The organism is Streptomyces sp. AM25, from assembly GCF_058146165.1.
The window spans coordinates 78,243-103,978 of sequence record NZ_JBKIWN010000018.1 but is presented as its reverse complement, the minus strand read 5'-3'; the positions used below and the strand labels follow the sequence as shown (position 1 = coordinate 103,978).

The following is a 25,736-nucleotide window of genomic DNA, read 5'->3' as shown; positions in this document are numbered from 1 at the left end:
GTGGCAGCAGACCGGGTGATCCATTCAGGTTCGTCGTTCAGGGAGGAGACTGCTTGTCTCGTACAGTTCTTGATCCGTCGTTTGCCCCGGTGGAGGCGGCGGCGCAGCTCGCGTTCAACGTGTGGGTAGAGGTTCCATCGGCTGGTGGGGCGACGTCAGTATGGCGTCACCGCTGGGAGCCGGACGGTGAACGGGCCCGGGAGGCTTACGGGTATGCGCCGTCCGCGGTCCAGGGGCGGCAGCGGGTGGAGCCGGCGCCGGAGTCGGGTGACGGTCTGCTGTTCAATCCGGCCGGCTTCCACGCGGTGGAGCCGAATCCCGGGGAGCGGCGGATCGCTTTCGCCTTCTTCCCGAGGCTGACCACCACGGGCCAGCTCATCGCCTGGTCCTGACGCTAGGAGAGAGATCGTGAACACCCTCGTCTTCGATGATGTCAAACAGGCCGCCGATCGGATCACCGGCCATGTCCGCCCGGTATCCGTCGCGCCGGTCGACTCGGAAGCGATCCCGGGCGCCGAGGTGTGGCTGGCGCTGGAGTTCATGCAGCACACCGGCTCGTTCAAGGCCCGCGGCGCCGCGAACTTCATCCTCGCGCACCGAGAGTCTGCTGGGACATTGCCGGAGGCGGGGGTCACGATCGCGTCCGGCGGGAATGCCGGCTTGGCCTGTGCGTGGGCTGCGCGGCAGCACGGCGTGCGTGCCACGGTGTTCCTGCCGGAGACCGCCCCGGAGGTGAAGGTCAGGAGGCTCAGGGGCTATAAGGCGGATGTGCGCATCGCCGGTGCGGAGTACGCCGACGCGCTCGCTGCGTGCGAAGGCTTCGCGGTGGAGACAGGGGCCCTGGCCTCGCACGCCTACGATCACCCCTTGATCGCGGCCGGGGCCGGAACCCTGCTCGAGGAGATCCGGGAGCGGGTTCCCGGCCTGGACACGCTAGTGGTGGCCGTGGGTGGGGGCGGCTTGTTCGCCGGAGTGGCCACCGCAGCCGTGGAGTACGGGATTCGGGTGGTCGCGGTCGAGCCCGAGGACTGCCGGGCGCTGAACGCGGCGATCGAGGCCGGCCGGATCGTCGACGTCCCGGTCGGCTCGGTTGCCGCGGATTCCCTCGGGGCCCGGCACACCTCGGAGATGGCCCTGCACGCTGCGCGGCACGCGGACGTCCGCTCCGTACTGGTGTCGGACGAGGCGATCGTGGGTGCCCGGCAGGCGTTGTGGGATCACCGGCGGTTGGCTGTGGAGCACGGGGCGGCCACGGCACTGGCTGCGCTGATGAGCGGCGTCTACGTTCCTGCTCCCGGTGAGCGCATTGCCGTGGTGCTGTGCGGGGCGAACACGAACCCAGCCGACCTGTGACCTGGGGAGGGGGTGAGTCGTCATGAGCGAAGAGTGTGATCACGACTGGGTGCAGTGGAGTGGCGCGACCCGCTGTCGGAAGTGCGGGGCAACGGCGTAGGTGACGGGGTAGTTTCCTGTCGGTCATGGCGGGGGTCGCGCCGGCGGCCCCCGTTCTCGTGTGGAGGCAGGATGCGGTCTACGTGGGTGGGGTTGCCGTCGGGGGTTCGTGCCGCGGTGGTGGCGGAGACGGGGCCGGTCGAGGATGTGGTGGACGTGTCTCACGGGATCACGTGCCGGTTCGCGGCGGTGCTGTCGACGGCGTCCTGCAGTGTGTTCGTGAAGGGCGTGCCGGCCGACGATGAGCATGGGTGTGCGGCGCAGCGGTGGGAGCGGCTGGTGAACCCGGCGGTCGTCGGGGCGAGTCCTCAGCTGCTGTGGCATCTCGAGGTCGAGGGCTGGGACTTGCTGGGGTTCGAGGCAGTGAAGGGTCGTCACGCGGACCTGTCGCCGGGCTCGTTGGACCACGGTCCAGTGGGTGCCGTTCTGAATGCCGCGCAGGGTCTGCGTGCGCCGGCCGGTGTGGCGCAGTTCGTGGACCGGGACCTGGAGGGCTACGTGACCTCCAGGGAACGGGAGTTGCTGCGCGGCGACGCGTTGCTGCACACGGACACGAACCCGCACAACCTGTTGGTCGGCGACGGGATCGCGTGGTTGGTGGACTGGGCGATGCCGACGCTGGGCCTGGCGTGGGTGGACGTGGCGTACACGGCGGTGCGCTTGATGGAGGACGGCTGCAGCGCGGAGGAGGCGTTGTCATGGGCGGCCCGGTTCCCGAGCTGGACCGGGGCGAATCCGGCAGCGGTGAAGGCCTTCGTGGGCGCGTCATGCCGTCGCTGGGAGGCTCGGGTGGGTGCGCGGGGTGCCGCAGTGTCGAACGCCCGGTTCAAGGCCCTGCTGTGGGCGCACCCGGAAGAAGCGCATCTGTGAGCGTGGGCTGGTAGACGGTGACGCCGCAGGATCAGCGGCTGTGGTTCGAGACGCCGGACCGGCTCAAGATGCAGGTCTGGTTGCTGGGTCATGGGGCAGGGCTGCCGGATACTCCCGGCCGCGGGTCCCGGCAGCCCTGCCCGGCTGTGATCCCGACGGAGGTCTCAGGCACCTATCGATGCCAGCTCGACAGCGCTGCGGTAGTCGGCGGATGCGGCCACCACACACGTGCGATAGGTGCGGCTGCCCCGCACCGCCTGGAAGTAATTGCGCAGCTGGAGCGCGTACTTGACCAGGTACGACGGCCCGGGTATGAACCCCGGCGGCTTCGGGACGAGCGCGAACGCCTCGGAGCACTTGAGGATCGAGCCGGTGGCCTGGGACAGCACGTCGGCCACGTCACTGTTCATGTTCCAGCCGTCGGCCAGCTGCTGGTTCCAGATGGCGGCAGCCACGACGCGCAGCTGTGCCTGCTCGTCGGGCGTCGGGTCGTCGGCCGGCGCGACGGCCGACGCGGCCGCGTGTGCGGGTGCTGCAGCGGCGGCCTGGGCCGCTCCTGTCCCGCCGACGGTCAGCACCACGCAGGCCAGGGCTGTGGCAGTCGCCGATAAGAGTCGTTGTCTCATTCTTGCCCCCAGTCAACGGGCGCGGCCACCGGCCGCGCGCTCGTCGAGGCTGGCACGGCCATTCCGCCGTGTCCACGGGCGGGAGCAGACTGCCTCGGCTCCGCAGGTGCCCCAGCACCGGATGGGATCGCCGGTCAAATCCCATTGCCCGGCTATGTCAAGTAGGGTGCTTCACGCCGTCGGTTCACTCCTCCTCAGCGGGGTGCTGGAGGTCCTCTCGCGGCACGGGGCATCGAGTTGTGTCTCGTGGTCCCGGTCTGGGGGATGCACACCCGCACTCCCACGAGTGCCCGCCGCGTCGCATGAGATCGGCAAGCGCCCCTGATCTACCAGGCCGCCACCCTGCGAAGACCTGATAGCCCTCCCCCGCAGATCCACGCTTCACCGCTCCGCGGCGACAGGCTCGGGTCGGCCAGCATCGCCCCCGCCGGAGACTTCGTCCTTCCCAGGCGTACACCCGTACCAGTTCGAGGCGCAGTTGGTGTGGTCCCAGGCAGTCGGAGCCGCGCGCACGACCCGACGGAAGTCCGGGCCGTGGTCTCATCGCGGGGTGAGGTGTCATCAGTGGGACTGCCGGTGAAGTGCCGTTGAACTGTCCAGGGGTTGACCCCAGCCGCTGCAGACCACCCACTCCCCTCACTACTTGCGGCGCTTGGAGATCCGCTGCCGCACTGCGGGCCGTTAGCCTGTCGGTATGTCAGAGCATGTCATCCCGGGTCGCGCAGGTGGCTTCATCTCTCTGGGCGCTGCGGATGCTCTGTGGGCCGGCTTGACGGCGGACAGCGCCGTGCCAATGGCTTCCGGGGTGTTCACCTGCCCGCCTGCCGATGCTCAGGTGGGGTACGTCGTACTCGGGGGCCGTGTGGTGGCGATGGTGAAGGCAAACGGCGGCCGTTGGAGGGTTCCGGAGAGTGAGGTGCGCCGGGCGGCAGCACAACTGAACGCGGTGGAGATGGATTGCCAGGGCCTGGTCCGCATCGGTCCGTTCCGCGGCACGCCGCAGCAGGAGCGCAACGAGGGGACGCTGACGCGCTGGCGTCAGCACGTCATGCGGGAGGTGCAAGAGCCGGGCGGTTCCGGGCGGGCAGCACGGGATGAAGGCGGCCGGCCATGCCATCTGGCGGGGATCCACTGGCGGCGGGTACTCGTGGAGCAGACCCGGGAGGGGACGGTGCGGACGTGGTGGCTGCCGCGTGCCGTGGTCAGGCTGCTGGACGCGGCCGAGCACGCCGAGACGCAGTGGCTGCATGCCGCACGGGCCCAGCAGGCGAGCACCGTCGTCACCGAGCGGCCCACTCAACACCGGCAGACGGTGAGCCCCGACTGCCCGGCCGCCCCGCTGCGCCCGTACGACGGGGAGTTGGAAGGGCAGTTGTACTCGGTGCTCGGCAGGAAACCCGGCTTCTCCCGCAAGGTGGCCCAGTGGGCTTGTGCCGTCTGCCGCACCGCACCCGCCACTGTGCTGGACCACTGCCACGAGCACGGTTATGCCCGTGGCCCTGTCTGCCAGTCCTGCAACACACAGGAGCGGCCCGACCACCTGTACAGCAACGACATTCGCGTGGCCGACCGCTACAGGCGCCTCTTCCACACCCAGGCCGCCGACTGGCTGCGTCACTGGCACCGTTGTCCCGGCTGCCGCGCCCGCACCACCCTTCCGTTGCCGCACCTCGCCGCATGGACCGCCTCCATAGCCTGCCGTCCGCTGCGCCCGACCCACCGCGCCTCCCGCGGGCGTGAACCCTGTGGTGTTCTGCGCGTGTCCTGGACCGGCAGCCAGAACGCGCCGCGTTCCTGCCTGCTCACGGTCACCGTCGACTTCTGCCCCTCCGGCGAGCACCGCGTCCTGGCACAGGTCCCCTACCGCGAAGCCGCCCGGCAATTCGGCACCTGGCTGGCCGAGATGGCACCAGCCGTAGCAGCCACGGCCGGCCCCGACCGCTTGGACGGCCTCCCCGCCCGTCCCCGGCCAGTCGTCGCGGACACCAGCGGCGAGGGTCTGGCCCTGTTCTGACCGGACCCGGGGCGCCGAGAACGGTGCACGGGTCCAGGAAGAGGTGGGGTGCCATGGTGTCTTTGCCGGAAGAGCTTCAGGTGCGGGAAGACGCGGCGCGGCAGCGCGTGGAGGAACTCCAGGCGGGTGCAGATCCTCTGAAGTGAAGATCCAGATCAAGCGAAGCTTGGGCACCTGACCTTCTGTGGAAGGAAAATATCAGGGCCATATGGTGCATAATCGACTGATGTCTGACGCAGTCCACACTCTTGATCTCCGCATCGTGGCCCCTGACCCCGAAGACCATCACCGTCGGCACCATCCCACCGAGGTGCGCCCGTTGGTTGATGGTTTGGACGTGCTGGACGAGGTCTTCCCTGAAGGGTTCACCGGCCGGCCTGAGGAGTGGCTCGTTGCCGACAGCCCCCTGGAGGCCGCTGATGTGCCCCACCAGGTGCTGATGGCTGAAGCGGAATGCGGAAGCGGATGCTGCGGCTTCATCTCCGTGACCATCCAGCGTCGAGGTGCCCATGTGATCTGGTCAGACTGGGAAAACACGACAGGGGATTGCGAGAGCATCTCTGAATTCCGCTTTGACGCCGGGCAGTACGATGCCGAACTCGTCCGGGCGACAGCGAATCGCAGCACGATGGCATAAACCGGGGGTGCGGGCGGAGGTGCTCAACTACCCCTTCGCATCCGCATAACACCCCACCACAGCCGTGGTGAACGGAAACCGCACCGGTGTCTCGCCGAAGGCGGTGCGCCCTGCGAGGTCGCCCGCTGCGCGGATGGCTTCCGCGACGGTCTCCGCCTCCTCCTGCGGGCAGTGGACGATGACTTCGTCGTGCTGAAAGAAGACCAGTTCCGCCCGGAGTCCGGCGATCGACTGCCGCAGCGCGGCCAGCATGATGAGTGCCCAGTCGGCGGCGCTGCCCTGGACGACGAAGTTGCGTGTGAAGCGTCCGCGGGCCCGGGCGCCCGCCGTGTTGCCGTGGGCGGCGGGCGGATCGTCCTGGGGGATGCCCGCCTCGTCGTCCAGCGTGGTGGAGGCGGGCGGGCAGGTACGGCCGAGCCAGGTGCGTACCAGGCGGCCCTCCTCTCCTGCGCGCGCCGCGTCGTCGACGTAGGCCACGGCCCGCGGGAAGCGGCGGCGCAGGTCGGCCAGGTGTTTGAGGCCGTCGCCAGAGGTCTGTCCGTAGATCGCGCCGAGCATGGCGAGCTTGGCCCGGTCGCGGTCGCCGGAGAAGGCGCGCTCGGCGAGGTCCGCGTAGAGGTCCCGGCCGCTGCCGGCCACCTCCATCAGGCCGGGGTCGCGGGAGATGGCGGCCAGTACGCGCGGCTCCATCTGGTCGGCGTCGGAGACGACCAGGCGCCAGCCCGGGTCGGCCACGACCGCGCGCCGGATGATCCGGGGGATCTGCAGGGCGCCGCCGCCGTTGGCCGTCCAGCGGCCGGAGACCGTGCCGCCCGGCAGGTACTCGGGGCGGAAGCGGCCGTCGCGCACCCAGGTCTGCAGCCAGGACCAGCCGTGGGCGGTGTGCACGCGGTAGAGCTTCTTGTACTCCAGGAGCGCCGGGACGGCGGGGTGGTCGATGCCCTGCAGTTCCCAGGCCCGGGTGGAGGTCAGGGCGATGCCCTGGCGCGCGAAGGCCCGGACGATGTCGGCGGCCAGGTCGGGGCGGACCCGCTCGCCGAACGCCTGCGAGACCTCTTCGGCCAGTTCGGCCAGGCGTCGGGTCTCCTGGCCGCCCGGATAGCGCTCGCCCAGCAGGGACGTGAGCAGTTCGCGGTGCACGTCCGCGCGCCAGGGCACCCCGGTGCGGCCCATCTCGGCGGCGACGAGCGTGCCGGCCGACTCCGCGGCGGTCAGCAGCCGCATCCTGCCGGGGTGCGCGGTGCGTTCCGTGCGGGCGAGCTGGGCCGCGTACACCTCCAGCAGGGCGTCCAGTTCGTCGGTGCCCGGCGGCAGGGGTACGGGGCCGGGCTCGAAGAGCGAGGGCTGGGTCTCGGCCGTGCGCACGGGCGGGTCCTCCGGCACGGGCAGTCCGTGCAGCCGCGCCCAGCCGGCGGCCAGTGAGCGGGGCTGGCCCGCCTGGCCCTCCTCGTGGCCGATGAGCAGTGCCTCCGCGGCCTCCACGTCGTAGCACCGCGCCACGCGGACGCCCTCGGCGAGCAGCCGCCCGTAGATCTCCCGTGTGGCGCGCCACACCCACCGGTCGGCCCCGGGCCGGGCCCGTACCGCCTCGGCCAGGCTCCGCTCCGCCACGACCGGCCCGGCGGCCCGTCCCTCGCCGTCGACCGGGCACAGGCGTACGCCCTCGCCGCCCGTCCCTGCTGCCACTGCCCATCTCACCTGCACGACTCTGCCACCGGGGTCTGACAATCGCCGGTAGCCCCGGGCGAGGCCGGTGATCAGCACCGGTCGCGGAACGCTTAACTTCCGTCATATTCCGGGCTGTTGGCGCAACTGGGTACACCCACAAGTGGTCAAGGGCGGACCGGCCGTCGCCGGACAGGATGAACATATCGTCCGCTCGTAAGGGAAGCGGTTTTCCGTGAGCAAGACTCTCTCTTGCCAGAGCCTTTGCTCTGCCAAACCCCCTTCCACGATGGAGACATCATGAGCATCCGCAACGCCGCCGCCGTGACCGCCCTGGCCGCCGCCGCCATCGGCGCCGGAGCAGCCACCGCCACCGCCGACGGCGCCCACGGCGCGACCTGCAAGGACCCGGGCGTCGTCGCCGGGAACATCGCCCAGGTCGCGCCCCGCGTCTCCCCGAACGTCGGCGGCAACACCGTCTCGGTCGTCGGCATCCTCAACAGCTCCACCGGCAACACGCTCGTCAACGAGTGAGCAGCCCCGGTTCCAGCCGCCGAGGGCACCGCGGGTGAGGCGCTGAAGCGCTCCGCCCGCACCGGCCGCGCGTTCCTCGTCCACCTCCGGCGAGGGCGCGCGGCCTTCCTCTGCAGCTACGGATCCGGAATGCGGGCCGTCGCTCCGGGCGGGAAGCTGGTGACGACAGCACCACGCACACTCCCGACCCGGGACGGACGATGCCGATGGTGAAGCCCGGGCCCCTCGACCGGCTCACCCCCGCACAGCTCGCCCGGCTGCGTCCGGCCCCGGAGCAGGACACCGCCCACCCGATGCTCGCCGTGCCGAGCGAGCGCCGGGCGTTCGGCGACGACTGGGTCTTCGAGCGGAAGCTGGACGGCGTGCGCCTGCTCGCCTCGCGCCGCGCGGGCCGGGTGCGCCTGGTCTCCCGTACCGGGCAGGCGGGCGATGCCGCCTATCCCGAACTGGTCGACGCCCTGGACGCCCAGGACTGCGGGGATTTCACGGTCGACGGCGAGGTGGTGGCCCTGTCCGGGGGGCGGACCGACTTCGCCCGGCTGCAGCAGCGGATGCAGATCACCGACCCCGCCGTGGCGAGAGCGAGCAGGGTCCGCGTCGTCTACTACCTCTTCGATCTGCTCAGCCTGAACGGCGTGGACACCACCGGACTGCCGCTGCACACCCGCAAGGCCCTGCTCCGCGAGGTCCTCGATCTGCGGCCACCGCTCCGTTTCACCGCGCACCGCACGGGGGACGCCGGGGCCCTGCTGGACGAGGCCTGCGCGCGGGGCTGGGAAGGGCTGATGGCCAAGCGCGCCGACGCCCCGTACGTGCACCGGCGTTCCCGGGACTGGCTCAAGCTCAAGTGCTCCACCGGGCAGGAGCTGGTCGTGGGCGGCTTCACCGACCCTTCCGGCAGCCGTACCGGCTTCGGCGCCCTGCTCCTCGGCTATTTCGAGGACGGCCGGCTGCGGTATGCGGGCAAAGTGGGCACGGGGTTCTCCACGGCCGTCCTGGCCGGGCTGCGCCGCCGTCTCGACGGACTCGGGCAGCGGGACTCGCCGTTCCACGACGAGGTGCGGGAGAAGGGCGCCCACTGGGTGCGCCCCGAACTCGTCGCGCAGATCGCCTTCGCCGAATGGACCCCGGCGGGCCGGCTGAGGCACCCCCGTTTCCTGGGGCTGCGCGACGACAAGGCCGCGGCGGACGTGGTCCGCGAGCGGCCCCCGCGCGCCTGACGGATTCACGCCATTGTCGGACCGGCATCTACAGGAACTCCCTTTCCCCGCACGATCATTCCTGCCGTGTCCGGCCGCCCGGCCGGGCACGGCAAGGGAGGGAACAGCCATGCGGAGAGCGAGACCCCTGTCCGTCGCCGTTGCGGCGTGCGCGGCCCTGGCGATGGCGATGGCCGTACCGGCTTCGGCGGCGCAGCACACCGCCGGGTCGCCGGCTGCGGCAGCGCGGATCACCGGTGCCGGAAAGGAGATCCACACGAGGGTCGACACCGGCATCTACTTCGGCCCCGGCCTGAGCACGCCGCAGATCGGCACGGCGTGGGCCGGCGACAACGTGGCCGGCATCTGCCAGGTCCTGGACAACAACGGCAAGCGGCTCGTGCTGGGCATCGAGCGGCCGGGGCGCAACGGCGTCCAGTGGGCCAACACCGCCGGATACATCTGGGATCTCGACATCGTCGAGTACACCGGGGACCTGCCGAGCTGCAACGGCTATGGCAAGGGCGTCCATCCCCGGGTCGACACCGGTATGTACTCCGGTCCCGGCCTGAGCACTCCGCAGGTCGGGACCGCGTGGGCCGGCGACGACGTCGCCGGGGTCTGCAAGATCGACGACAACAACGGCAAGCGGCTGGTGCTCGGTATCGAACGGCCCGGGCGCAACGGCGTCCAGTGGGCCGACAGCGCCGGTTACGTCTGGGACCTCGACATCACCGAGACCACCGGTGACCTGCAGGACTGCGGCGTGGCGTGACCGCAGTGGACGGTCACGGCTTCCGGCAGGCCAGCCGCAGGTTCTGCATCCCGCGCTCCGCCCGTACCACCTCGAACCGCTCGCGGCACAGGGCGAGGACGGAGGCGGCGCGCCGAGCGTGGAGCACGGGCCGCCACAGGAACAGCACCAGCTGGCCGCCCGGGCGCAGCACGCGCTCGGCCTCGGTCAACGCGGCCCGTGCGTCCGGCATTTCCTCCAGGCTGTAGCTGTAGAGGAGGGCGTCGAGGGTGGCTGTGGCGAAGGGCAGGGCACAGCCGTCCCCGGCGATGTGTGCGGTGCGGGCGCCCGGTGCGGCGGGCGGCTCGTGCGGGATGTCCGCCGCGGCCGGGTCGAGGGCCACGAGCAGGCTCTGCGGGCCCAGGTGGCGGGCCAGTTCCGCGGTGTAGAAGCCGCCGCCGCTGCCGATCTCGGCGCACACCGTTCCCGGGCGTGCGGGGATCCAGTGCACGTCGCGGCGGGGGCGGTCGCCCAGGGCGGCGCGGATGGTGCGGTGGCTGATGAAGTGGTAGCAGCGGGCCGGTGTGCGGGGCATGGGGGCGGCCTCAGTGGAATCCGGGCGCGGATGCGCCGGTGACGGCTCGCGCCTGCGGGGCCGGGGCCTTGCCGCAGAACTCCGCTTCGAGCAGGGCGAGCAGGTCGAAGGCGAAGCCGTAGGCGTTGATGCTGAAGGCCGCGGTGTGGCCGGCGTCGCGCGTGCTGTTGACCAGGGAGAGGAAGCCGGGGATGCCGCCGCCGTGGCCCCACACCGTCATGCCGCAGGAGAGCCGTTGTTCGTCGATACCCAGTCCGTACCGACCGATCTCGCGGACTCCGGTGTCCACGGTCGTGAGCATCTCGCCGAGCTGTCGCCCGGGCAACAGCCGGCCGCGCAGCAGGGCACGGTAGAAGGACTGGAGGTCGCCCACGGACGAGATCATCTCGCCTGCCGCCCCGGCGACGCTGGGGTTCATCGCCGTGACATCGTGCAGCGCGGTGCCGGGAGGCTCGCCGGGGAGTCTGAGGTACCCGCGTTCGGCGGGGCGGGGGATGCGGGGCGAGGTGCCGGGGACGGTGGTGGCGTGCAGGCCGAGCGGTCTGATGATGCGTCGCCGGATCTCGGCCGCGTAGGAGTGGCCGGCCGCCTTCTCGATGATCATGCCGGCCAGGACGTAGTTGGTGTTGGAGTAGCTCCATCCGGTGCCCGGGGCGAAGAGCGGCCGGTGTGCCAGGGCGGTTTTTACCAGGTCCCGGGGCCGGTAGGTGTCGAAGCGGTGGCGGAGGAAGTCCTTGCCGAACGCCTTGGCGGCGAGGGCGGGGTCGGCGGTGTAGTCGTAGATCCCGCTGGTGTGGTTGAGGAGTTGGCGGACGGTGATACGGCTGCCGTCGTTGCCGTTGCCGTGGACCGTGCCCGGCAGCCAGTGCTCCACCGTGTCCCCGAGGGCGAGCCGGTGTTCGGCCTCCAGCTGGAGCACGACGGTGGCGACGAAGGTCTTGGTGTTGCTGCCGATGCGGAAGCGGTCGCCGGGCCGCGGGGCCCGGGCGCGCCTGATGTCGGCGAGCCCGGACGAGGCGTTCCACACGTGCCCGCCCTCCCGGGCCCGGCCCAGCACGCCGGGCACTCCGCCGCGCACGATCTGGCCCATGACGGCCCGGGTGGCCGCGTGGCCGGCCCGGTGGCCGGTGGTGCGGGCGGCGGAGACGGGCGGGGCCGCGGTGAGCCCTGCGCCGGTCAGTCCTGCCGCCAGGACGACCGGCAGGGCGGTGCGCAGCGGACGACGCATCGGCATGGGGGCCTGCCTTTCCGGAACGGCGAGTGCCGCACCGGTGCGGCAGGCCGCGAGCCGGTCGGCACTTGATCGCTACCGCGCAGGCCGCTCCGCAATCGGCCGGGCGGCGGAACTCAGCCGAACGAGTGCGCGACACGCGTGCCGCGTACGCTCCTTACGGGCGCTCGTCCACACGCACTTCCTCGACCCCCAGGTACATCACATCCGGCCGGTCCGGGTGGAAGGCGATGGCGGAAATGCCGTCGTAGCGGTTGTGGGTCTTGGTGACCGTGCCCGTGGCGGCGTCGAAGCGGAACAGGTCGGTCCCCTCGCCCTGGAACCAGGTGCCGAACTCGAAGTACAGGACGTCCGGGTCGGCGGGGCTCGGGGCGAGCAGGGTGCTGTTGGTCAGCTTGGTCTGCCCCGAGTCGTCGACGGCCTTGGTGAAGGTGCGGCCGCCGTCGGTGGACCGGTACAGGTGGCGGCCCTCGGTGGCCGCGCCCGGGGCGGCCTCGACGAGGTCGATGCCCAGCGCGTAGACCACGGAGGGGTCGGCGGGCGAGACCGCCGCGCGGAAGAGGTTCGCGGAGCCGCCCGCGGTGCCCGACAGACCGGTGACGGGGCTCCAGGTGGCGCCGCCGTCCGTGGTCACCGCGCCGCCGCGCACCATGGCGCCCACGACGGCGTGGTCGAGGTCGGCGGGGTCGAAGGCGACGGAGTAGATGCCCGTCCCCCGGGGGAAGGCCAGGGTTCCTACGGACTTCCAGCTGGCGCCCGCGTCCGTCGAGTCGTACAGCCGGCCGTCCTTGCCGGCGAGGCGCACGTGGTCCGGGCGGGCGCGGTCGGTGCCCAGGCCGGTGATGGCGGTCGTGGGCGGCTTCAGTGTCGTGACGGTCCGGCCGTCCACGCGGGCGAGGTGGCGCCCGTTCGGCTCCCAGGCGAAGGCGCGGTCGCCGCGGGCCGCGGTGAGCCGGCTGGAGCTGCTGCCGAGCGTGGCGACCGGGGTCCAGGTGCAGCCGGCGTCGGCCGAGAGCTGCAGGGTGCTGTTGTGCGCGGCGAGCAGCGTGTTGGCCGTCTCCAGGGCCACCAGGCCGTGCGTGTAGCCGGTCTGCTGGAGGGTGCCGCTGGTGGGAGCGAGGGTCCTGCCGTCGTCGGTGGTGAAGGTGACGGCTCCGTCGCCGGTGACGCGGTTGCAGGCCGGCGGGGTCCAGCCTCCGCCGCCCGCCGCGGCGGCGGAGAAGGACGGCTGGGCGAGGGCGAAGGCCGACACGGCCGTGATGACGGCCGTACGGATCCGCTTCATGGTCTCTCCCTTGTGGGGAACGGGCAGCAGGGCTGCTTGACGATCACGTTGTAGCCGCAAGGACCTTCGCCCCAGAACCCGTTCGGGCGCCAATCCTGCTGTCTCGTAATGATCTTGACGGAAGTCTTCCGTTTCCGGCGCCGGGGCGGGAAGAGCCCGGTTGGCCCTGTGCTGGTGCCGGTCGGCCCGGCATCTCGTACGGTCGACAGTGACACTGCCGCCACGACAGGAGCACCGGGTCATGAGCGTCCACGACCGTGCGGACCACGGGGGTCACGTCGAGAGTGCCGACCACGTCAGTGTGCATCTGACCACCTGCGGCCACGAGGACGCGGGCGCGGTCTTCCGTGCCCTGGACGCGGCCTTCCCCGATGTGGAGGAGGAGTCGCGCAGCGAGGTGACGGCCGCGGCGCCGGACATGGCCGACCGCATGGTCTGGTGCATGGTCGTCGACGCCCGCACCCGCAGCGTGCCCTCGAAGGGCGCCCCGGTGCCGCTGTCGGCCCCCGTGAGCGTCGACCTCTTCGGCGCGGCGGATCCCGTCCGCCAGGTCAGGCAGGAGCTCGCGGCGGCGTTCGACGTGGAGGACCAGGGGACGGTTCCGGGCGAGCACGAGCTGGAGGTGCGGCTCAAACTCCGCCCGTCGTCGGCGGGTTAGCCCATCGGTCGCTCCAGCCCTGACACTGGCGTCCTCTCCGCGGGAGAAGGATCATGGCCTCCAACCAGGGACGAGGAGGGCCGTGTCATGTCGCAGGCGGATCCGGACAGAACGGAGCCCGAAGGGCGCGTCGCGGGGGACGGTGTCGCGCCGACCGTGCTCACGCAGGAGCGGCGGCTGCACCGGGACCTCGGCTTCTGGGGCCTGACGGCCATCGGCTTCTCCAACATCGTCGGTTCCGGCTGGCTGTTCGCCGCGATGTACGCCGCACAGACGGCCGGGCCGGCGGCGCTGCTCTCGTGGATCGGTGCGGGACTGCTGTGCGCGCTGGTGGCCCTGGTGATGATCGAACTGGGGGCCTCCCGGCCGGAGGGCGGCGGCACGGTCCGCTGGCCGCTGTACGCCAGCGGCCGGCTGGTCGGCACGCTGGTGGGCTGGTCGGTGCTGCTGTCGGTGGGCGGGACCGCGGCCGAGATCAGCGCGATCATGCAGTACATGGCGCACTACTGGCCGGTCATCTACAACGGTCACACGCTCACGCTCGCCGGACTGGGCGTCGCCGTCGCGCTCAGTGTGCTGCTGACGGCCCTGAACTGGTTCGCCGTACGGCTGTTCGCGCGGCTGAACAACATCGTCTCCATCTTCAAGGTCGTCGTGCCGATCGTCACCGTCATCGCCCTGTTCGCCTCCGGCTGGCACTCCGGGCGGCTGACCGACCACGGCGGCTTCGCACCCTACGGCTACGCGGCCTGTCTGACCGCCCTGGCCGGGGGCGGCATCGTCTACTCGGTCAACGGCTTCCAGGCACCGCTGGACTTCTCCGGCGAGACGTCCAACCCCCGCAAGACCATTCCCGCTTCGGTGCTCACCGGCATCGCGCTGGCTCTGCTGATGTACCTGGCGCTGCAGGTGGCCTTCCTGTTCACCGTGCCGGAACATCTGCTCGGGCACGGGTGGCACGGGGTCAGCTTCGACTCGCCGTTCGGGCAGCTGGCGCTCATCCTCAATCTGCACTGGCTGTCCAGCCTGTTGTACGCGGACGCCGTGCTCTCCCCCGGCGGTTCCGCCTACGTCGGGGTGGCGATCGACGCGCGGCACACCTACGCGCTCGCCAAGAACGGCACGCTCCCCCGCTTCTTCATGCAGGTGGACAAGCGCAGCGGTATCCCGCAACGCGCCCTGCTGCTCAACCTCGTGGTGATCGTGCTCTTCCTGCTGCCGTTCGGCGGCTGGCAGAGCATCGTCCGCGTCATGGGCGACATGTATCTGCTGATCTACGCGGCCTCGGCCGTCGCCGTCGCGGTGTTCCGGGCCGAGCCGGGGGGCGCCGGCACGGCCGGCTGGGTGCCCGGGCTGCGCTGGATCGCACCCCTCAGCTTCGTGGTGTCGAGCGAGTTCGTCTATTGGTCCGGGTGGCAGGATCTGCGGCTGGCCCTGCCGCTCGTGCTGGCCGGGCTGGTGCTCTTCGTCACCATGTGGCGCCCCGATCACGGCAGTTCACTGACCGGTGAACTGCGCACGGGGACATGGATGGTGGTGTACCTGGGCGTGCTGACCCTGCTGTCGTGGCTCGGCACGTTCAAGGGCTCGGGACGGCTGCCGGCCCCCTACGACTCGGTGACCGTGGCGGCCGTCTCGCTCGCCGTCTTCTTCTGGGCCGTCCGCTCGGGCGTCCGGCAGCTGACGGCCGAACGCCTGCGGGCCCGGCCCGCCTGAACGCTCCGCGGGAAGTGCAGTGCGTCGGCTGCGGGCTCGTCGTAGCTGGTCGCGCAGTTCCCCGCGCCCCTTTGGGGCGCGATCACGCACTGCACTTCGCCAAGCCCGCCCAGCCGCGCGGCCGGCGGCTCAGCCGCTGCGCACCGGCAGCGTGCGCGGGCCGCGGACCAGCAGGCCCGGCCGGTACGGCAGCATCTCCGGGTCGGCGGCGAGGCGCAGGTGCGGCAGTGCCGCGAAGAGGCGCGGGAGTGCGACGGCGGCCTCCAGGCGGGCGAGGCGGGAGCCGAGGCAGAAGTGCGGGCCGTGGCCGAAGGCCAGGTGCGGCGCGGGCCGGCCGCCGTCGGGGCGGTGGCGGGCCGGCCGGAAGGCGTCCGGCTCGGGGAAGTACTCGGGGTCGCGGCCCGCTGCGGCGAGGACGACCAGGACCGAGGCCCCTGCGGGGACGACGGTGCCGCCGCCGAGGTCCACCTCCTCCGTCGTGCGCCGCCAGGTCGTCCCCTCCAGGGGGCTCGCGTGCCGCAGCACCTCCTCGGTCACCGCGGCCCAGTGATCGGGGCCGCCCTGCTGTGCGTCGGCCAGTTCCTGCGGGTGGGTGAGCAGCAGGAGTGCGGCGGAGGCGAGCAGGTTCATGGTGGTCTCGTAGCCCGCGAAGAGCAGCAGGAAGGCCATGGCGAGCAGTTCGCCGTCGTCCAGCCCGCCCTCGTCGGCGTCGTGGACGAGGGTGCTGAACAGGTCGTCGCCCGGGGCGTCCCGCTTCGTCGCGATCAGCTGCGTGAAGTAGGCGTGCAGGCGCGTCCATGCGTCGTCGGCCGCGCCGTCCTCCAGCGCGTCGGCGGGCGACCCGACCCGGTAGGTCCAGGTGCGCAGGTCGGCGCGGTCGGCCTCCGGCACGCCGAGCACCTCGCCGATGACGAGGACCGGCAGCGGGAAGGCGAAGTGGTCGACCAGGTCGGCCGTGCCCTCCCGGGCGAGCCGGCCGGACAGGTCCGTGAGCAGTCCGTCGGTCAGCCGCTCGATGCGCGGGCGCAGGGCGTCGACGCGGCGCGGGGTGAAGGCCGCGGTGGTCAGCCGGCGCAGCCGGGTGTGGTCGGGGGCGTCGGAGTTGAGCATGTGCCGGGCGAGGCATTCGCGGGCGCGCTGGGCCGGGGAGTCCGGCTTGGGGCGGCCGGCGCCCTGCGGCGGGACGTTCGAGAAGCGCGGGTCGGCCAGGACCTCGCGCGCCTGCCGGTGGCCGGTGACGAGCCAGGCGTGGGTGCCGTTGGCCAGGGGCACGCGGACCGCGGGGCCGCGGGCGCGCAGCTGCGCGTAGTACGGGTAGGGGTCGCGTGCGAAGCCGGGGTCCGCGGGGTTCAGGGGAGCGAGCACCCCGTCATCCTTGCCGATGCACCGTGTCCCGGCGGCGGCGGGCCCTGTCAGGAGGGACCGGGGCCGACTGTACGGTTCCTACAACTCTCCCCGACCGGCGCCGGAGGGGCCGATTCCCGTTTGGCCTGCGGACGGACCGTATTGACTTCTGCGCGGGCGTGTGGAATTGATGAAGCATTCGTATCCGGTATCCGGATTCCCACGGATACGGATTATTGCGCTCTCAAATTTTCCGTTCGCATCCGCTCGGCATCGTTTCCGCAGCCAGGCCGTGCCCGGCAGCACGGTCGCGACCACCATGGGAGCCTCATGTCCAGATTTCTGGCCACCGGCAGCGCGCTCGCCGCGTTATGCGCCCCGGTATTGGCCACCAATGCATCGCCCGCGGCGGCGGCCGGCATCCATGTGCCGCCCGACAAGATTGTGATCGAGATCGCGACCGTCAACGGTTCGGGCTGTCCGGCCGGTTCGGCGGCCATCGCCGTCTCCCCGGACAACACCGCCTTCACCATTACGTACAGCAAATACCTCGCCGAGGTCGGCGTCGGTGCCTCGCCGACCGACTTCCGCAAGAACTGCCAGCTCAATCTGATCGTGCACGTCCCCCAGGGCTTCACCTATGCCGTCGCCAGCGCCGACTACCGCGGCTTCGCGCACCTCGAAGCGGGCGCGACGGGCGAGCAGAAGGCCTCGTACTACTTCCAGGGACAGGCGGAGACCGCCGTCGCCTCCCACCCGTTCAAGGGTCCCCTCGTCGACAACTGGCAGGCCACGGACACCACCGACATCGCCCAGCGGGTGTGGTCGCCCTGCGGCGAGCAGCGCAACTTCAACGTCAACACGGAACTGACCGTGGCGGCCGGAACCTCGGACCCGGAGAAGACCACCAGCTTCATGGCCATGGACTCCACCGACGGTGCCATCAACACCATCTACCGGCTCGCCTGGAAGGACTGCCCCTCCGACTGACCCGGCCGCACCCTGCTACCGGATCATCGGATCGCTACTGTGGGGTCCGTGGCAACGAGCGCAGCGGACGACGCGGACCCCGGCCGGCTCGGCGAGCGGCTCGCCGACTTCGCCAGGACCCAGGAGCGGATGCGGGCGCTGCTGGGGGCCATGGTCTCCATCAGCGGGGAGCTGGAACTCGCCGTGGTGCTGCGCCGCATCGTCGCCACCGCCATGGAACTCGTCGGCGCCCGCTACGGCGCGCTCGGCGTCCTCGACGAAGAGGGCGCCGGGCTCGCCGACTTCATCCCCGTCGGCCTGGACGGCACGGAGCGGGCCCGGCTGGCGGATGTCGCCCCGCCGCACGGCGAAGGGCTGCTGGGCCTGCTGATCAGCGACCCGCGGCCGCTGCGCGTGGACTCCATCGCCGCCGACGCCCGGTCGGCGGGGTTCCCGCCGGGCCACCCGCCGATGCGCAGCCTGCTGGGCGTGGCCATCTCGGTGCGCGGGCACGTCTACGGAAACCTCTACCTGACGGACCGTCGGGACGGCAGGCCCTTCGACGCGGCCGACGAGTCCGTGGTCGTCGCCCTCGCCGGGGCGGCGGGCGTCGCCATCGAGAACGCCCGCCTCTACGGCCAGGTCCGCAACGGCGCCGAGCAGTTCCAGCGGCTGCTGCTGCCCCGCCTGCCCGACCTCGCGCCGTTCACCTCCTGGGCCCTGTACCAGCCGGCGGCCGAACCGGCCCTGCTCGGCGGGGACTGGTACGAGGCGCTGGTGCTGCCCGACGGCGCCCGGGTGATGATCGTGGGCGACGTCATCGGCCACGACGTGCAGGCAGCCGCCACCATGGCACAGGTCCGCAACATGCTGCGGGCCCTGGCCTACGAGCCCGGCGCGCCGCCCAGTGCCCTGCTCGACCGTCTCGACCGCACCCTGCAGGCGGTCGCCGACCCCACGATGGCCACCGTGTGCATGACCCGCATCGAGCCCTGCGAGGGCGGCTGGTCGCTGCTGTGGAGCAGCGCGGGACACCCTCCGCCGCTGGTGGTCACCACGGACGGGCGGTGGCAGTACCTGGCGGGCGAACCGGACGTGCCGCTGGGCACCGATGCGGGGCTCCCCCGGCACGACCACCGGCACGTCCTGCCGCCGGGCGCGACCGTGCTGATGTTCACCGACGGGCTGTACGAGCATCCGGAGCGCGACATGGACGACGCCCTGCGCACGGTGGCGGAGGTCGCCGCGGCCCATGCGGACCGGCCACTGGACGTGCTGGGCAAGGCGGTTGCCGCAGCGCGGCCCAGTGACGGTCACGACGACATGGCCGTGCTCGCGCTGCGGGCGCCGGGCCGGGGCCGAGCGCTCCGCCGGTAGCGCAGTGCGTCGACTGCGAGCTCATCGTGGCTGGTCGCGCCCACGCGGCGGAGCCGCTGGAGGTACCTCCTGGGGGCACCTCCTGGGAGCACCCCCAGCGGTAGCTGGGGGAGGTAGCTGGGGGAGTAACAGCCCCGCGCCCCTTTGGGGCGCGATCACGCACCACCGAACCAGCGGCTGAGTGCGGCACCGAGTCCCTCGCCGTCGGCAGGGCCGGCCCAGCAGACGTGCCCGTCCGGTCGCAGCAGCACGGCCGCGGCACCGTCGCCGCCCGGGATGTCGGCCGCCATCCGGTCGAACCGGTCCTGCCAGGGCCGTATCAGCGTCTCCAGGGCGGGCTGCGCGCCGGAGGTCAGCAGCAGCCCCCGGCCGGTGGTCAGCGGGACGTCCGCCACGTGGCGGCCCAGCAGCGGGTGTTCGGGGAAACCCGGCATCGGGTAGCGGATGTCGAGGCCCGAAATCATCCCGGCGATGCGGCGGTTGGCCTCCGGTGTGTCCAACAGGTCGGTCACGATGCTCCGCAGCGCGTGGACGTCGGTGTCGGGAAGCATCAGCACGCCTTGTGCCCGGGTGTTCTCCAGGACCCGCGCACCGACCGGATGGCGCTCGGAGTGGTAGGTGTCCAGGAGGTCTTCCGGCGCCCGGCCCCGCACGCAGGCGGCGAGCTTCCAGCCGAGGTTGACGGCGTCCTGCATGCCGAGGTTGAGTCCCTGCCCGCCCGCCGGGAGGTGGATGTGGGCGGCGTCCCCGGCGAGCAGCACCCGGCCGACGGCGTACTGCGCGGCCTGGCGCGAGGCGTCGGTGAAACGGGAAGCCCAGCAAACCGCCTTCAGCCGGAGGGCGTCGCCGTGCTCGCGGTGCAGCGCCACGCGGACCTCCTCCTCGGAGACCGGGGCATCGCGGTCGAGGCCTTGCTGCTCCGGTCCGCCGAACAGCATCCGGTGCACTCCGTCGCCGAGCGGGAGCAGGAACGCGCCTGCTCCGTCACGGACTTCGAAGGACGGCATCCGCCACTCCGCGGGCAGGATGCCGCCCGGGTCGTCGAGCACGACGTCCGCGACGGCCAAGGACACACGGCCGTCCCGGCCGGGGAAGGCGACGCCGAGTTCCTTGCGCACCCGGCTGCGGCTGCCGTCGGCCCCCACCAGATAGGCGGCCCGCAGCGAGCGCGGACCGTCCGGGCCGTCGACGCTGACGGTGACGCCCTCGGCGTCCTGCCGGAACCCGGTCAGTTCACAGCCGCGCAGCACCGGGATGCCGTATCCGGCGAGCCGCTGCTCCAGGTACTCCTCGACCCGGGGCTGCGGGATGCCGATCTGGTACGGGAAGCGGGTGCCGAAGACCCCGTAGTCCAGCGGGATCCCGGCGAAGTGCCCGCCGTCCAGCCTGCTGACGGCCCGCTCGTGCAGCGGCTCCAGCCAGCCGCGCATCTGCAGCACCTCGGCGGTGCGCGGCTGCAGGCCCAGCGCCTTGGACTGGCCGCTGCGCTCGGGAAGCCGCTCCACGACGAGCGTGCGGACCCCGGCCAGCCCCAACTCGTTGGCCAGCATCAGCCCGGTGGGCCCGGCGCCGGCGACGATCACATCGGTTTCCGTCATCATGTCCCCCGTATACCCCTGGACCTGCTACGCCTTCAGCCCGTGCCGGGTGACGTAGCGGGTGTGGAAAATCAGCAGGCAGGCGAGCACCACCAGCCATTGGGCGGTGCTGACCGCCGCGACCAGGTCGACCGGCAGGGTGAAGGCCAGCACGGCTCGCGCCACGGCGTCCAGGGTGAACACCGCACCCCACACGGCCGAGATCAGGCGTATGTGCCACCGGAACGCCTCGTCCCGCTCCCACCTGGACTCCCATTCCCGCGCGCCGGCCTCCCCCGTCTTCGCGACGGCGATCGCCCGCCCGGCGGTGAGCTGGAAGGGACGGCGCGTCAGCAGCGTGCCGAGCATCCACAGCCCCAGCGTGCCGAGCATCCAGCTGTCCCGGACCAGCAGTACCCGGGCGCTGCCCGTCACCATGGCCACCAGCGAGCCGAGGAGCAGCAGGACCAGGGTGAAGACCGCCATCATGTCGATCTTGCGCTGCCGGATCATGCCATGGACGATCCACGGCACGCTCAGCAGTGCGCCCACCGCCATGGCCTGCCACTGCCCCCAGCCTGCGGCGCGCAGCCCGTAGTAGCTGCCCAGCGGCAGGGCGAGCTCGAGCACGAGCTGCCGCGCGAGGTGCCGGCGCAGGCGGGCGGCCTTCTCCTTCTCCGTCGGGCCGGGCACCCCGGCCTGCTGTTCCCCGGCCGGCTGCTGCTGCAGCGCCTGACCGCTCTCCCGTTCGCTGTCCACTGCTGATTCCCCCGTCATTCCCAAGTCCGTCCGTAAGCCCGTCCGTAAGTCGGTGCGTGATTCCGTCACGCCTCGGTCTTGCGCGTCGCGTGATCGAACAGGTCCGCCAGCTCCCGGCCGTAGGCCGTCACGTCGAGGCCGGGCTCGCGCGCCGCGCGGCCGATCACCTCGTCGATGGCTCCGCGCATCGCGTGGACCATCACATCGGCGTCGAACTCCCGGAAGACTCCCGCCCGCTGAGCGACGCGCATGCGCTCCGCCAGGACGTGGTGCATCATCTCCGTCGCACCGACGAACTCGCCCATCCCCGCACTGTCCCCGCGGACGTTGGACAGCACCTCGATCAGGGCCGGCAGATGCTTCGGGTACTCGACGAGCAGCTCCAGGTTCGACTCGATGTGCGTGCGCAGCCGGGCCGAGAAGTCGGAATGGGCCTCGATCCTCGGGCGCATGTAGGCGTCGGCGACGCGCAGGACCTCGACGACGACCTCGCGCATGAGGTCGTCCTTGCCGGCGAAGTGGTACGAGATCATCCCCGTGCTGCTCAGCCCGGCGTGCCGGGCTATCCGTGCGAACGAGGCCTTGCCGTAGCCGACTTCGGCGATGACCTCTATGGCGGCGGCGACGATCTGCGCCCTCCGGGCGGACTCGGTGAACGTCCGGGCACCGGAGGCGTCTTGCTTGGCCGAGCTACTGCTTGCTTGCATGAGCAAAACGGTACCGGACATTTGCTCGGTCGAGCAAGAGGTTGTTCGAGCAAGCAAGTTGACGACGGGGTTCCGGTTCTGGGCAGACAGAAGGGCCCGCCGCAGTGCGCAGCGGGCCCCATGTGCGGAGCGCGGTGGGTCAGGAGATGTTCGCTCCGTTCGGGACGGAGTACACCGCCTCGTCGGGCAGGTTCTGGATCCTGTTCCAGGCGAAGTAGTACTTGTCCATCGCCGCCGGGCTGGTGATCCAGCGCTTGACGCCGTTGCTGAACAGATAGACCTCGGGCCGGTCCGGCGCCTTGCCGAGGAACGCGCCGTCGCTGAGCGCGCTGTCCTCCGTGATGCTCCAGATGTCGAGGACCTGCGCGACGCCGTTCCAGTCACGGAACAGGTTGTTGTAGGTGGTCGGGTTGGGTATCCAGTGGCGCCTGCCGTCGAGGATCAGGTAGATGGCCGGGCTGTTGACGGCCTTGACGCGCAGGCCGTTCAGGTCGGGTCTGTCTCTCTGCGGCTTCGCCGTCGCGCCGTGCGACGCCGTGTCCGGGGCCGTCGTGGCCGCGGACGCCGTCGCCACCCCGGCGGAGGAGGCGAGTACCAGGGCCAGGGCTGCAGCGCACCATGAACGTTTCGTCACTCTTCCTCCATGGATTCCGAAGGAGCTCGGGCCTTTGGGGCGCGACAACAGTCGTGGCAGCCCGACCGGCTGTCAAGGGACGTCCTCAGTCGCCCCGCGGACGGTCGGCAGTTCTCCGCCAAGACCGCTCACGTAGGCTCCCTCCCCATGAAGATCACCGCCATCTCCGGGAGCCTGCGGGCCCGTTCGGCCAACGGCACCGTCCTGCGTAGGGCGCTGGAGCTCACGGATGCCGAGGCCCGGACCGCCGACATCGGCGCCCTCCCCCACTTCAATCCCGACCTCGACGGCGAGGGCGCCGTCGCGCCCGCACCGGTCGCGGCCCTGCGGGCCGCCGTGGCGGAGGCCGACGCGGTGCTGATCGTCAGCCCCGAGTACGCGCACGGCGTGCCCGGCGTGCTCAAGAACGCGCTCGACTGGCTCGTCAGCAGTGGCGAGTTCGTGGACAAGCCGGTCGGCGTGGTGACCGGCTCGCCGTCACCGACCGGGGGCGATTTCGCCAACGCGCAGTTGCGCGAGACGCTCAGGATGATGACCGGCGCGGTCGTCGACGACGCCTGCCTGTGCGTCGGGCTGATCGCCACCCGGATCGATCAGGAGACCGGGGGCATCGTCGATGAAGCGACGCTGGCCTCGCTCGCCACGGCTCTCAAGGCCCTTGAGCGGGCGGTCGGCTAGCGCGGTGCTGCGGCTGCGGGCCGCCTTGGGCTGATCGCGCCCACGCGGCAGAGCCGCACATCGATACTTCCCCGCGCCCCTACGGGGCGCGGGGAAGGGTCCCCGCGCGCGCTCACCCGGCGGGCAGCAAAGCCCCCATGGGCAGCGCCGCCACCTCGGCGGACGGTCGGGAGAGGTACAGGTCGGCGTGGTAGTAGCCGTCGTCCTCCTTGCCCGCCGGGTCGAGTTTCTGCCGGCCGAGTGCCTGGAAGGCGGCGGAGCGTTCGTGGCCGTCGGCGAACCGGCGTTGCCGGAAGGTGTGTCCGGTGAGCTTCTCGGTCACGAGTCCGATCTCCGCGAACAGGTCGATGACCGGCTGGTAGGAGATCGTGCGCAGGACGAACGCCGCGATCCACGGCGGTGCCGCCAGGCAGTCGAAGAGCCGGGTGAAGGTCCGGGTGAAGATGTAGCCCAGGCCGCCGGTCACCGTGATCAGATGCGTGCTGGCCACGGCCCGGCGCAGTGCGTCGGAGGGCTGGTGGTCCTCGAGGTTCTCGGCGAAGGCGTGCTGGAGGAGGCCGACGGAGCGTGCGTAGCCGACGGCCTGGGGCGCGGCGTCGAGGCCGACCATGCGTACGGGTTCCGGGCGGCGGCGCTCGGCGAAGTAGCGGCGGTCCGCCGCGGCGACCCCGGTCGCCGGGGCGGCCGACAGCTTCCCGTCCGTGTAGCGCTCGTAGAGCTCGGCCAAGGTGACCTCGTGGTTGAGCAGGGCGGCGTTGATCCCGTAGGAGCAGCACAGGTCCAGGACGGTCAGCGGCGCGTCGCCGGTGCGCAGCGGGCCCAGGGCGGCGGTCAGGGTGCGGAAGACGGCCTGGGCATGGTGCGGGACCTGGTACTGCAGGGGTGCCAGCGTGCTGAAATAGGCGCGGGGGTCCGGGCAGTTGTAGATGGCGTGGAAATCGGCCTTTCCCCAGTCCGAGCATTCAGTCTGTGCGGTCATCCGTGCCGGCCCTCCTGATTCCCCAGGGGAAACGCGGAGTTCGAGGATCCCGCGTCGGCGGGCCTTTTCTCAAGGGCACCCTTTGGCCGGTGAACGCTCCCGCGGTGGTTATTGGGCTTTCATCCCGAGGATACGCACGCCGGGCACGTCGGATCCGGTACTGGTGTAGAACTCCAGTACAGCGGACTGCCATTCGGCGACGGTAAGTCTTCCGTCCCCGTCGCGGTCGAGAAGGGAAAAGGCCTTGCGGGCGTCGTCGGCGCCGATTCCGGCGGCTTGCTGCGCGTTCACGAACTCGGCCTCGTCGACTTGGCCGTTGCCGTCCCGGTCGGCGAGGGCGACATGCGCCGCCACCGCGGGGCGCATGATGTCGGCGACGATTCCGGAGTCGTAGGCGCCGGCGAGTGCGGCGACGAACCGCTCCTCGTCGATGCGGCCGTCGACGGGGACGCCCGCGATGTCGGCGATGCTGCGCCAGCTCTCGCGCACCCCTTCGACGAGGGCCTTCGCCCGTGCCGAGTCCGCGGGTTCGCCCAGGCCGTCGACGAGTTGCCGGGCCCGGCGGACGAAGTCGTCCTCGCTCACCCAGCCGTCGCCGTCGGCGTCGTGGGCCCGGAAACGGTGGGCGTAGCGCTCGCGCAGCACCTCGCTGGTCATGGTCCGTCGCCTTTCCCTGGAGGATCTGGGGATCTGGGGATCTGGAGGCCTGGGATCCGAGGGGATCTGTCCACCATGGGCGACTATACGGATTTCGTCCCGAATGGTACGTCAAGCGCCGCGGCCGGAAGCCGGTCGTCAGTCCGTGAGGTCCGTGAGGAACTTGCGGACGCGGCCGCGCACGACGGGGGTCACGCCGTGGATGAGGTGCGCCCCGTAGGCGACGGCCACTCCGGCGGGGGCGTGGGCGGTCCAGCGGCTGGTGGGGGTCGCGTCCAGCCAGCCGGCCTCCTGCGCGTGCTCGCGGACGGCGGCGGCCTGGTGCGAGAGGCAGCGGGTGAGGGGCGTTCCCGGCACGTAGCCCTCGATCTCGCCCACCAGGGCGCCGGTCCACGGCAGGGAGCTGGAGGTCGTCTCGATGTAGAACAGGCCGCCCTGTTCGGCGTCGCTGATCGTCACGCCGATCCGGCCGATGCGGCGCGGCGGGGCCACGGGGGCGGGGATGCCGTCGAGGTGGGTGGGCACCTTCTGCCCCTCCCCCAGTTCCGTGAACCCCCAAGCGGCAGCGGCCCGGACGGAGGGCATGGCGCGGCGGATGGCCGGCAGCGCCCGCGCGGTGGCAACCTGCAGGATGTCCTCGGCGTCCGCGGGTGCCGGGAGCACCTGCACCTGGTGGGCGGGCCGCCGGACGGTGCTCCGCAGTTCGATGTCCATGATCTTGTTCAGCTGGGCGAGCTCGTCCGCGGCCAGGAAGTCCTCGACTGTCTGGACCGTCAGGGTCTCGCTGATGTGGATCACGATGCCTCCCGGGTCGGCCGGCGCGGAACCCCACTACCGTGC

General features: G+C 71.4%; 26 protein-coding genes. 13 read left to right on the top strand and 13 right to left on the bottom strand.

From position 1 onward, the window contains the following. Positions 1-53 precede the first annotated feature (53 nt). The 3 genes from ACLHRZ_RS24865 to ACLHRZ_RS24855 all read left to right on the top strand — a co-directional run bounded on the left by ACLHRZ_RS24865 (position 54) and on the right by ACLHRZ_RS24855 (position 2,322). Positions 54-392, top strand: coding sequence for a hypothetical protein (locus ACLHRZ_RS24865; protein WP_490420720.1), 339 nt, complete (start codon positions 54-56; stop codon positions 390-392). A gap of 16 nt (positions 393-408) precedes the next feature. Further along, positions 409-1,353, top strand: a complete 945-nt coding sequence (locus tag ACLHRZ_RS24860; RefSeq protein WP_490420719.1) for a threonine/serine dehydratase — start codon at positions 409-411, stop codon at positions 1,351-1,353. A 216-nt stretch (positions 1,354-1,569) separates the two neighbouring features. Then, positions 1,570-2,322 carry a phosphotransferase gene (locus ACLHRZ_RS24855; RefSeq protein ID WP_490420718.1) on the top strand — a complete coding sequence of 251 codons (753 nt, stop codon included), beginning with the start codon at positions 1,570-1,572 and terminating at the stop codon, positions 2,320-2,322. A gap of 164 nt (positions 2,323-2,486) precedes the next feature. Here the strand turns inward: ACLHRZ_RS24855 and ACLHRZ_RS24850 are convergent, their stop codons facing one another. Beyond that, complete coding sequence (locus ACLHRZ_RS24850; protein WP_490420717.1) at positions 2,487-2,948, bottom strand: hypothetical protein; 462 nt, start codon at positions 2,946-2,948, stop codon at positions 2,487-2,489. A 916-nt stretch (positions 2,949-3,864) separates the two neighbouring features. Between ACLHRZ_RS24850 and ACLHRZ_RS24845 the strand changes: the two genes are divergently transcribed. Then, on the top strand, positions 3,865-4,962 hold the full coding sequence (locus tag ACLHRZ_RS24845) for an endonuclease domain-containing protein (protein ID WP_490420716.1): 1,098 nt from the start codon (positions 3,865-3,867) through the stop codon (positions 4,960-4,962). A 226-nt stretch (positions 4,963-5,188) separates the two neighbouring features. Continuing rightward, positions 5,189-5,599 (top strand): hypothetical protein, encoded by a 411-nt coding sequence (locus ACLHRZ_RS24840; protein ID WP_490420715.1) that lies wholly within the window; start codon positions 5,189-5,191, stop codon positions 5,597-5,599. Positions 5,600-5,626: 27 nt separating this feature from the next. On the opposite strand, the gene ACLHRZ_RS24835 is transcribed toward ACLHRZ_RS24840, so the two are convergent. Further along, positions 5,627-7,303 (bottom strand): bifunctional 3'-5' exonuclease/DNA polymerase, encoded by a 1,677-nt coding sequence (locus tag ACLHRZ_RS24835; protein WP_490420714.1) that lies wholly within the window; start codon positions 7,301-7,303, stop codon positions 5,627-5,629. Positions 7,304-7,564: 261 nt separating this feature from the next. Between ACLHRZ_RS24835 and ACLHRZ_RS24830 the strand changes: the two genes are divergently transcribed. From ACLHRZ_RS24830 to ACLHRZ_RS24820, 3 genes are all read left to right on the top strand, one after another. Beyond that, positions 7,565-7,798 carry a chaplin family protein gene (locus tag ACLHRZ_RS24830; RefSeq protein WP_490420713.1) on the top strand — a complete coding sequence of 78 codons (234 nt, stop codon included), beginning with the start codon at positions 7,565-7,567 and terminating at the stop codon, positions 7,796-7,798. 206 nt (positions 7,799-8,004) lie between these two features. Continuing rightward, a complete protein-coding gene (gene ligD, locus ACLHRZ_RS24825) occupies positions 8,005-9,018 on the top strand; it encodes a non-homologous end-joining DNA ligase (protein WP_490420712.1) in 1,014 nt (337 codons plus the stop codon). Positions 9,019-9,127: 109 nt separating this feature from the next. Further along, positions 9,128-9,772 carry a hypothetical protein gene (locus tag ACLHRZ_RS24820; protein WP_490420711.1) on the top strand — a complete coding sequence of 215 codons (645 nt, stop codon included), beginning with the start codon at positions 9,128-9,130 and terminating at the stop codon, positions 9,770-9,772. A 13-nt stretch (positions 9,773-9,785) separates the two neighbouring features. Here the strand turns inward: ACLHRZ_RS24820 and ACLHRZ_RS24815 are convergent, their stop codons facing one another. From ACLHRZ_RS24815 to ACLHRZ_RS24805, 3 genes are all read right to left on the bottom strand, one after another. Further along, positions 9,786-10,325 (bottom strand): class I SAM-dependent methyltransferase, encoded by a 540-nt coding sequence (locus ACLHRZ_RS24815; protein WP_490420710.1) that lies wholly within the window; start codon positions 10,323-10,325, stop codon positions 9,786-9,788. Positions 10,326-10,335: 10 nt separating this feature from the next. Further along, positions 10,336-11,559 carry a serine hydrolase domain-containing protein gene (locus ACLHRZ_RS24810; protein WP_490420709.1) on the bottom strand — a complete coding sequence of 408 codons (1,224 nt, stop codon included), beginning with the start codon at positions 11,557-11,559 and terminating at the stop codon, positions 10,336-10,338. Between the two features lie 154 nt (positions 11,560-11,713). Continuing rightward, the gene (locus tag ACLHRZ_RS24805; RefSeq protein ID WP_490420708.1) at positions 11,714-12,841 is read right to left on the bottom strand and encodes a sialidase family protein; all 1,128 of its coding nucleotides are present in this window, start codon (positions 12,839-12,841) and stop codon (positions 11,714-11,716) included. Positions 12,842-13,082: 241 nt separating this feature from the next. Between ACLHRZ_RS24805 and ACLHRZ_RS24800 the strand changes: the two genes are divergently transcribed. Both ACLHRZ_RS24800 and ACLHRZ_RS24795 read left to right on the top strand, forming a co-directional pair. Continuing rightward, complete coding sequence (locus tag ACLHRZ_RS24800; RefSeq protein WP_490420707.1) at positions 13,083-13,499, top strand: hypothetical protein; 417 nt, start codon at positions 13,083-13,085, stop codon at positions 13,497-13,499. Positions 13,500-13,586: 87 nt separating this feature from the next. Further along, on the top strand, positions 13,587-15,215 hold the full coding sequence (locus ACLHRZ_RS24795) for an APC family permease (protein WP_490420706.1): 1,629 nt from the start codon (positions 13,587-13,589) through the stop codon (positions 15,213-15,215). A gap of 129 nt (positions 15,216-15,344) precedes the next feature. Here ACLHRZ_RS24795 and ACLHRZ_RS24790 read toward each other — a convergent pair whose 3' ends face one another. After that, positions 15,345-16,580, bottom strand: a complete 1,236-nt coding sequence (locus ACLHRZ_RS24790) for a cytochrome P450 family protein (protein ID WP_490420705.1) — start codon at positions 16,578-16,580, stop codon at positions 15,345-15,347. Between the two features lie 309 nt (positions 16,581-16,889). Between ACLHRZ_RS24790 and ACLHRZ_RS24785 the strand changes: the two genes are divergently transcribed. After that, on the top strand, positions 16,890-17,549 hold the full coding sequence (locus tag ACLHRZ_RS24785; RefSeq protein WP_490420704.1) for a DUF4360 domain-containing protein: 660 nt from the start codon (positions 16,890-16,892) through the stop codon (positions 17,547-17,549). Between the two features lie 48 nt (positions 17,550-17,597). After that, positions 17,598-18,905: a PP2C family protein-serine/threonine phosphatase gene (locus ACLHRZ_RS24780; protein ID WP_490420703.1), complete on the top strand. Its 1,308-nt coding sequence runs from the start codon at positions 17,598-17,600 to the stop codon at positions 18,903-18,905. 155 nt (positions 18,906-19,060) lie between these two features. Here the strand turns inward: ACLHRZ_RS24780 and ACLHRZ_RS24775 are convergent, their stop codons facing one another. The 4 genes from ACLHRZ_RS24775 to ACLHRZ_RS24760 all read right to left on the bottom strand — a co-directional run bounded on the left by ACLHRZ_RS24775 (position 19,061) and on the right by ACLHRZ_RS24760 (position 22,582). Beyond that, positions 19,061-20,506 carry an FAD-dependent monooxygenase gene (locus ACLHRZ_RS24775; RefSeq protein ID WP_490420702.1) on the bottom strand — a complete coding sequence of 482 codons (1,446 nt, stop codon included), beginning with the start codon at positions 20,504-20,506 and terminating at the stop codon, positions 19,061-19,063. Positions 20,507-20,530: 24 nt separating this feature from the next. Beyond that, a complete protein-coding gene (locus ACLHRZ_RS24770) occupies positions 20,531-21,241 on the bottom strand; it encodes a VC0807 family protein (RefSeq protein WP_490420701.1) in 711 nt (236 codons plus the stop codon). Positions 21,242-21,306: 65 nt separating this feature from the next. Beyond that, positions 21,307-21,948, bottom strand: coding sequence for a TetR/AcrR family transcriptional regulator (locus ACLHRZ_RS24765; RefSeq protein WP_490420700.1), 642 nt, complete (start codon positions 21,946-21,948; stop codon positions 21,307-21,309). A gap of 139 nt (positions 21,949-22,087) precedes the next feature. After that, positions 22,088-22,582: a hypothetical protein gene (locus ACLHRZ_RS24760; RefSeq protein WP_490420699.1), complete on the bottom strand. Its 495-nt coding sequence runs from the start codon at positions 22,580-22,582 to the stop codon at positions 22,088-22,090. 147 nt (positions 22,583-22,729) lie between these two features. Between ACLHRZ_RS24760 and ACLHRZ_RS24755 the strand changes: the two genes are divergently transcribed. Then, entirely contained in the window at positions 22,730-23,260 is a 531-nt protein-coding gene (locus ACLHRZ_RS24755) for an NADPH-dependent FMN reductase (RefSeq protein WP_490420698.1), read from the top strand. A gap of 112 nt (positions 23,261-23,372) precedes the next feature. On the opposite strand, the gene ACLHRZ_RS24750 is transcribed toward ACLHRZ_RS24755, so the two are convergent. The 3 genes from ACLHRZ_RS24750 to ACLHRZ_RS24740 form a co-directional block, all read right to left on the bottom strand. Then, complete coding sequence (locus tag ACLHRZ_RS24750) at positions 23,373-24,239, bottom strand: hypothetical protein (protein WP_490420697.1); 867 nt, start codon at positions 24,237-24,239, stop codon at positions 23,373-23,375. 108 nt (positions 24,240-24,347) lie between these two features. Beyond that, positions 24,348-24,896, bottom strand: a complete 549-nt coding sequence (locus ACLHRZ_RS24745) for an EF-hand domain-containing protein (RefSeq protein ID WP_490420696.1) — start codon at positions 24,894-24,896, stop codon at positions 24,348-24,350. A 138-nt stretch (positions 24,897-25,034) separates the two neighbouring features. Then, complete coding sequence (locus ACLHRZ_RS24740; protein ID WP_490420695.1) at positions 25,035-25,694, bottom strand: hypothetical protein; 660 nt, start codon at positions 25,692-25,694, stop codon at positions 25,035-25,037. Positions 25,695-25,736: the final 42 nt, after the last annotated feature.

Coding starts and splice junctions, on each gene's coding strand:
- ligD (WP_490420712.1), top strand. CDS start 8,005: ATGGTGAAGCCCGGGCCCCTCGACCGGCTCACCCCCGCACAGCTCGCC.
- ACLHRZ_RS24830 (WP_490420713.1), top strand. CDS start 7,565: ATGAGCATCCGCAACGCCGCCGCCGTGACCGCCCTGGCCGCCGCCGCC.
- ACLHRZ_RS24750 (WP_490420697.1), bottom strand. CDS start 24,239: ATGACCGCACAGACTGAATGCTCGGACTGGGGAAAGGCCGATTTCCAC.
- ACLHRZ_RS24800 (WP_490420707.1), top strand. CDS start 13,083: ATGAGCGTCCACGACCGTGCGGACCACGGGGGTCACGTCGAGAGTGCC.
- ACLHRZ_RS24765 (WP_490420700.1), bottom strand. CDS start 21,948: ATGCAAGCAAGCAGTAGCTCGGCCAAGCAAGACGCCTCCGGTGCCCGG.
- ACLHRZ_RS24840 (WP_490420715.1), top strand. CDS start 5,189: ATGTCTGACGCAGTCCACACTCTTGATCTCCGCATCGTGGCCCCTGAC.
- ACLHRZ_RS24785 (WP_490420704.1), top strand. CDS start 16,890: ATGTCCAGATTTCTGGCCACCGGCAGCGCGCTCGCCGCGTTATGCGCC.
- ACLHRZ_RS24805 (WP_490420708.1), bottom strand. CDS start 12,841: ATGAAGCGGATCCGTACGGCCGTCATCACGGCCGTGTCGGCCTTCGCC.
- ACLHRZ_RS24850 (WP_490420717.1), bottom strand. CDS start 2,948: ATGAGACAACGACTCTTATCGGCGACTGCCACAGCCCTGGCCTGCGTG.
- ACLHRZ_RS24755 (WP_490420698.1), top strand. CDS start 22,730: ATGAAGATCACCGCCATCTCCGGGAGCCTGCGGGCCCGTTCGGCCAAC.
- ACLHRZ_RS24795 (WP_490420706.1), top strand. CDS start 13,587: ATGTCGCAGGCGGATCCGGACAGAACGGAGCCCGAAGGGCGCGTCGCG.
- ACLHRZ_RS24810 (WP_490420709.1), bottom strand. CDS start 11,559: ATGCCGATGCGTCGTCCGCTGCGCACCGCCCTGCCGGTCGTCCTGGCG.
- ACLHRZ_RS24820 (WP_490420711.1), top strand. CDS start 9,128: ATGCGGAGAGCGAGACCCCTGTCCGTCGCCGTTGCGGCGTGCGCGGCC.
- ACLHRZ_RS24815 (WP_490420710.1), bottom strand. CDS start 10,325: ATGCCCCGCACACCGGCCCGCTGCTACCACTTCATCAGCCACCGCACC.
- ACLHRZ_RS24745 (WP_490420696.1), bottom strand. CDS start 24,896: ATGACCAGCGAGGTGCTGCGCGAGCGCTACGCCCACCGTTTCCGGGCC.
- ACLHRZ_RS24775 (WP_490420702.1), bottom strand. CDS start 20,506: ATGATGACGGAAACCGATGTGATCGTCGCCGGCGCCGGGCCCACCGGG.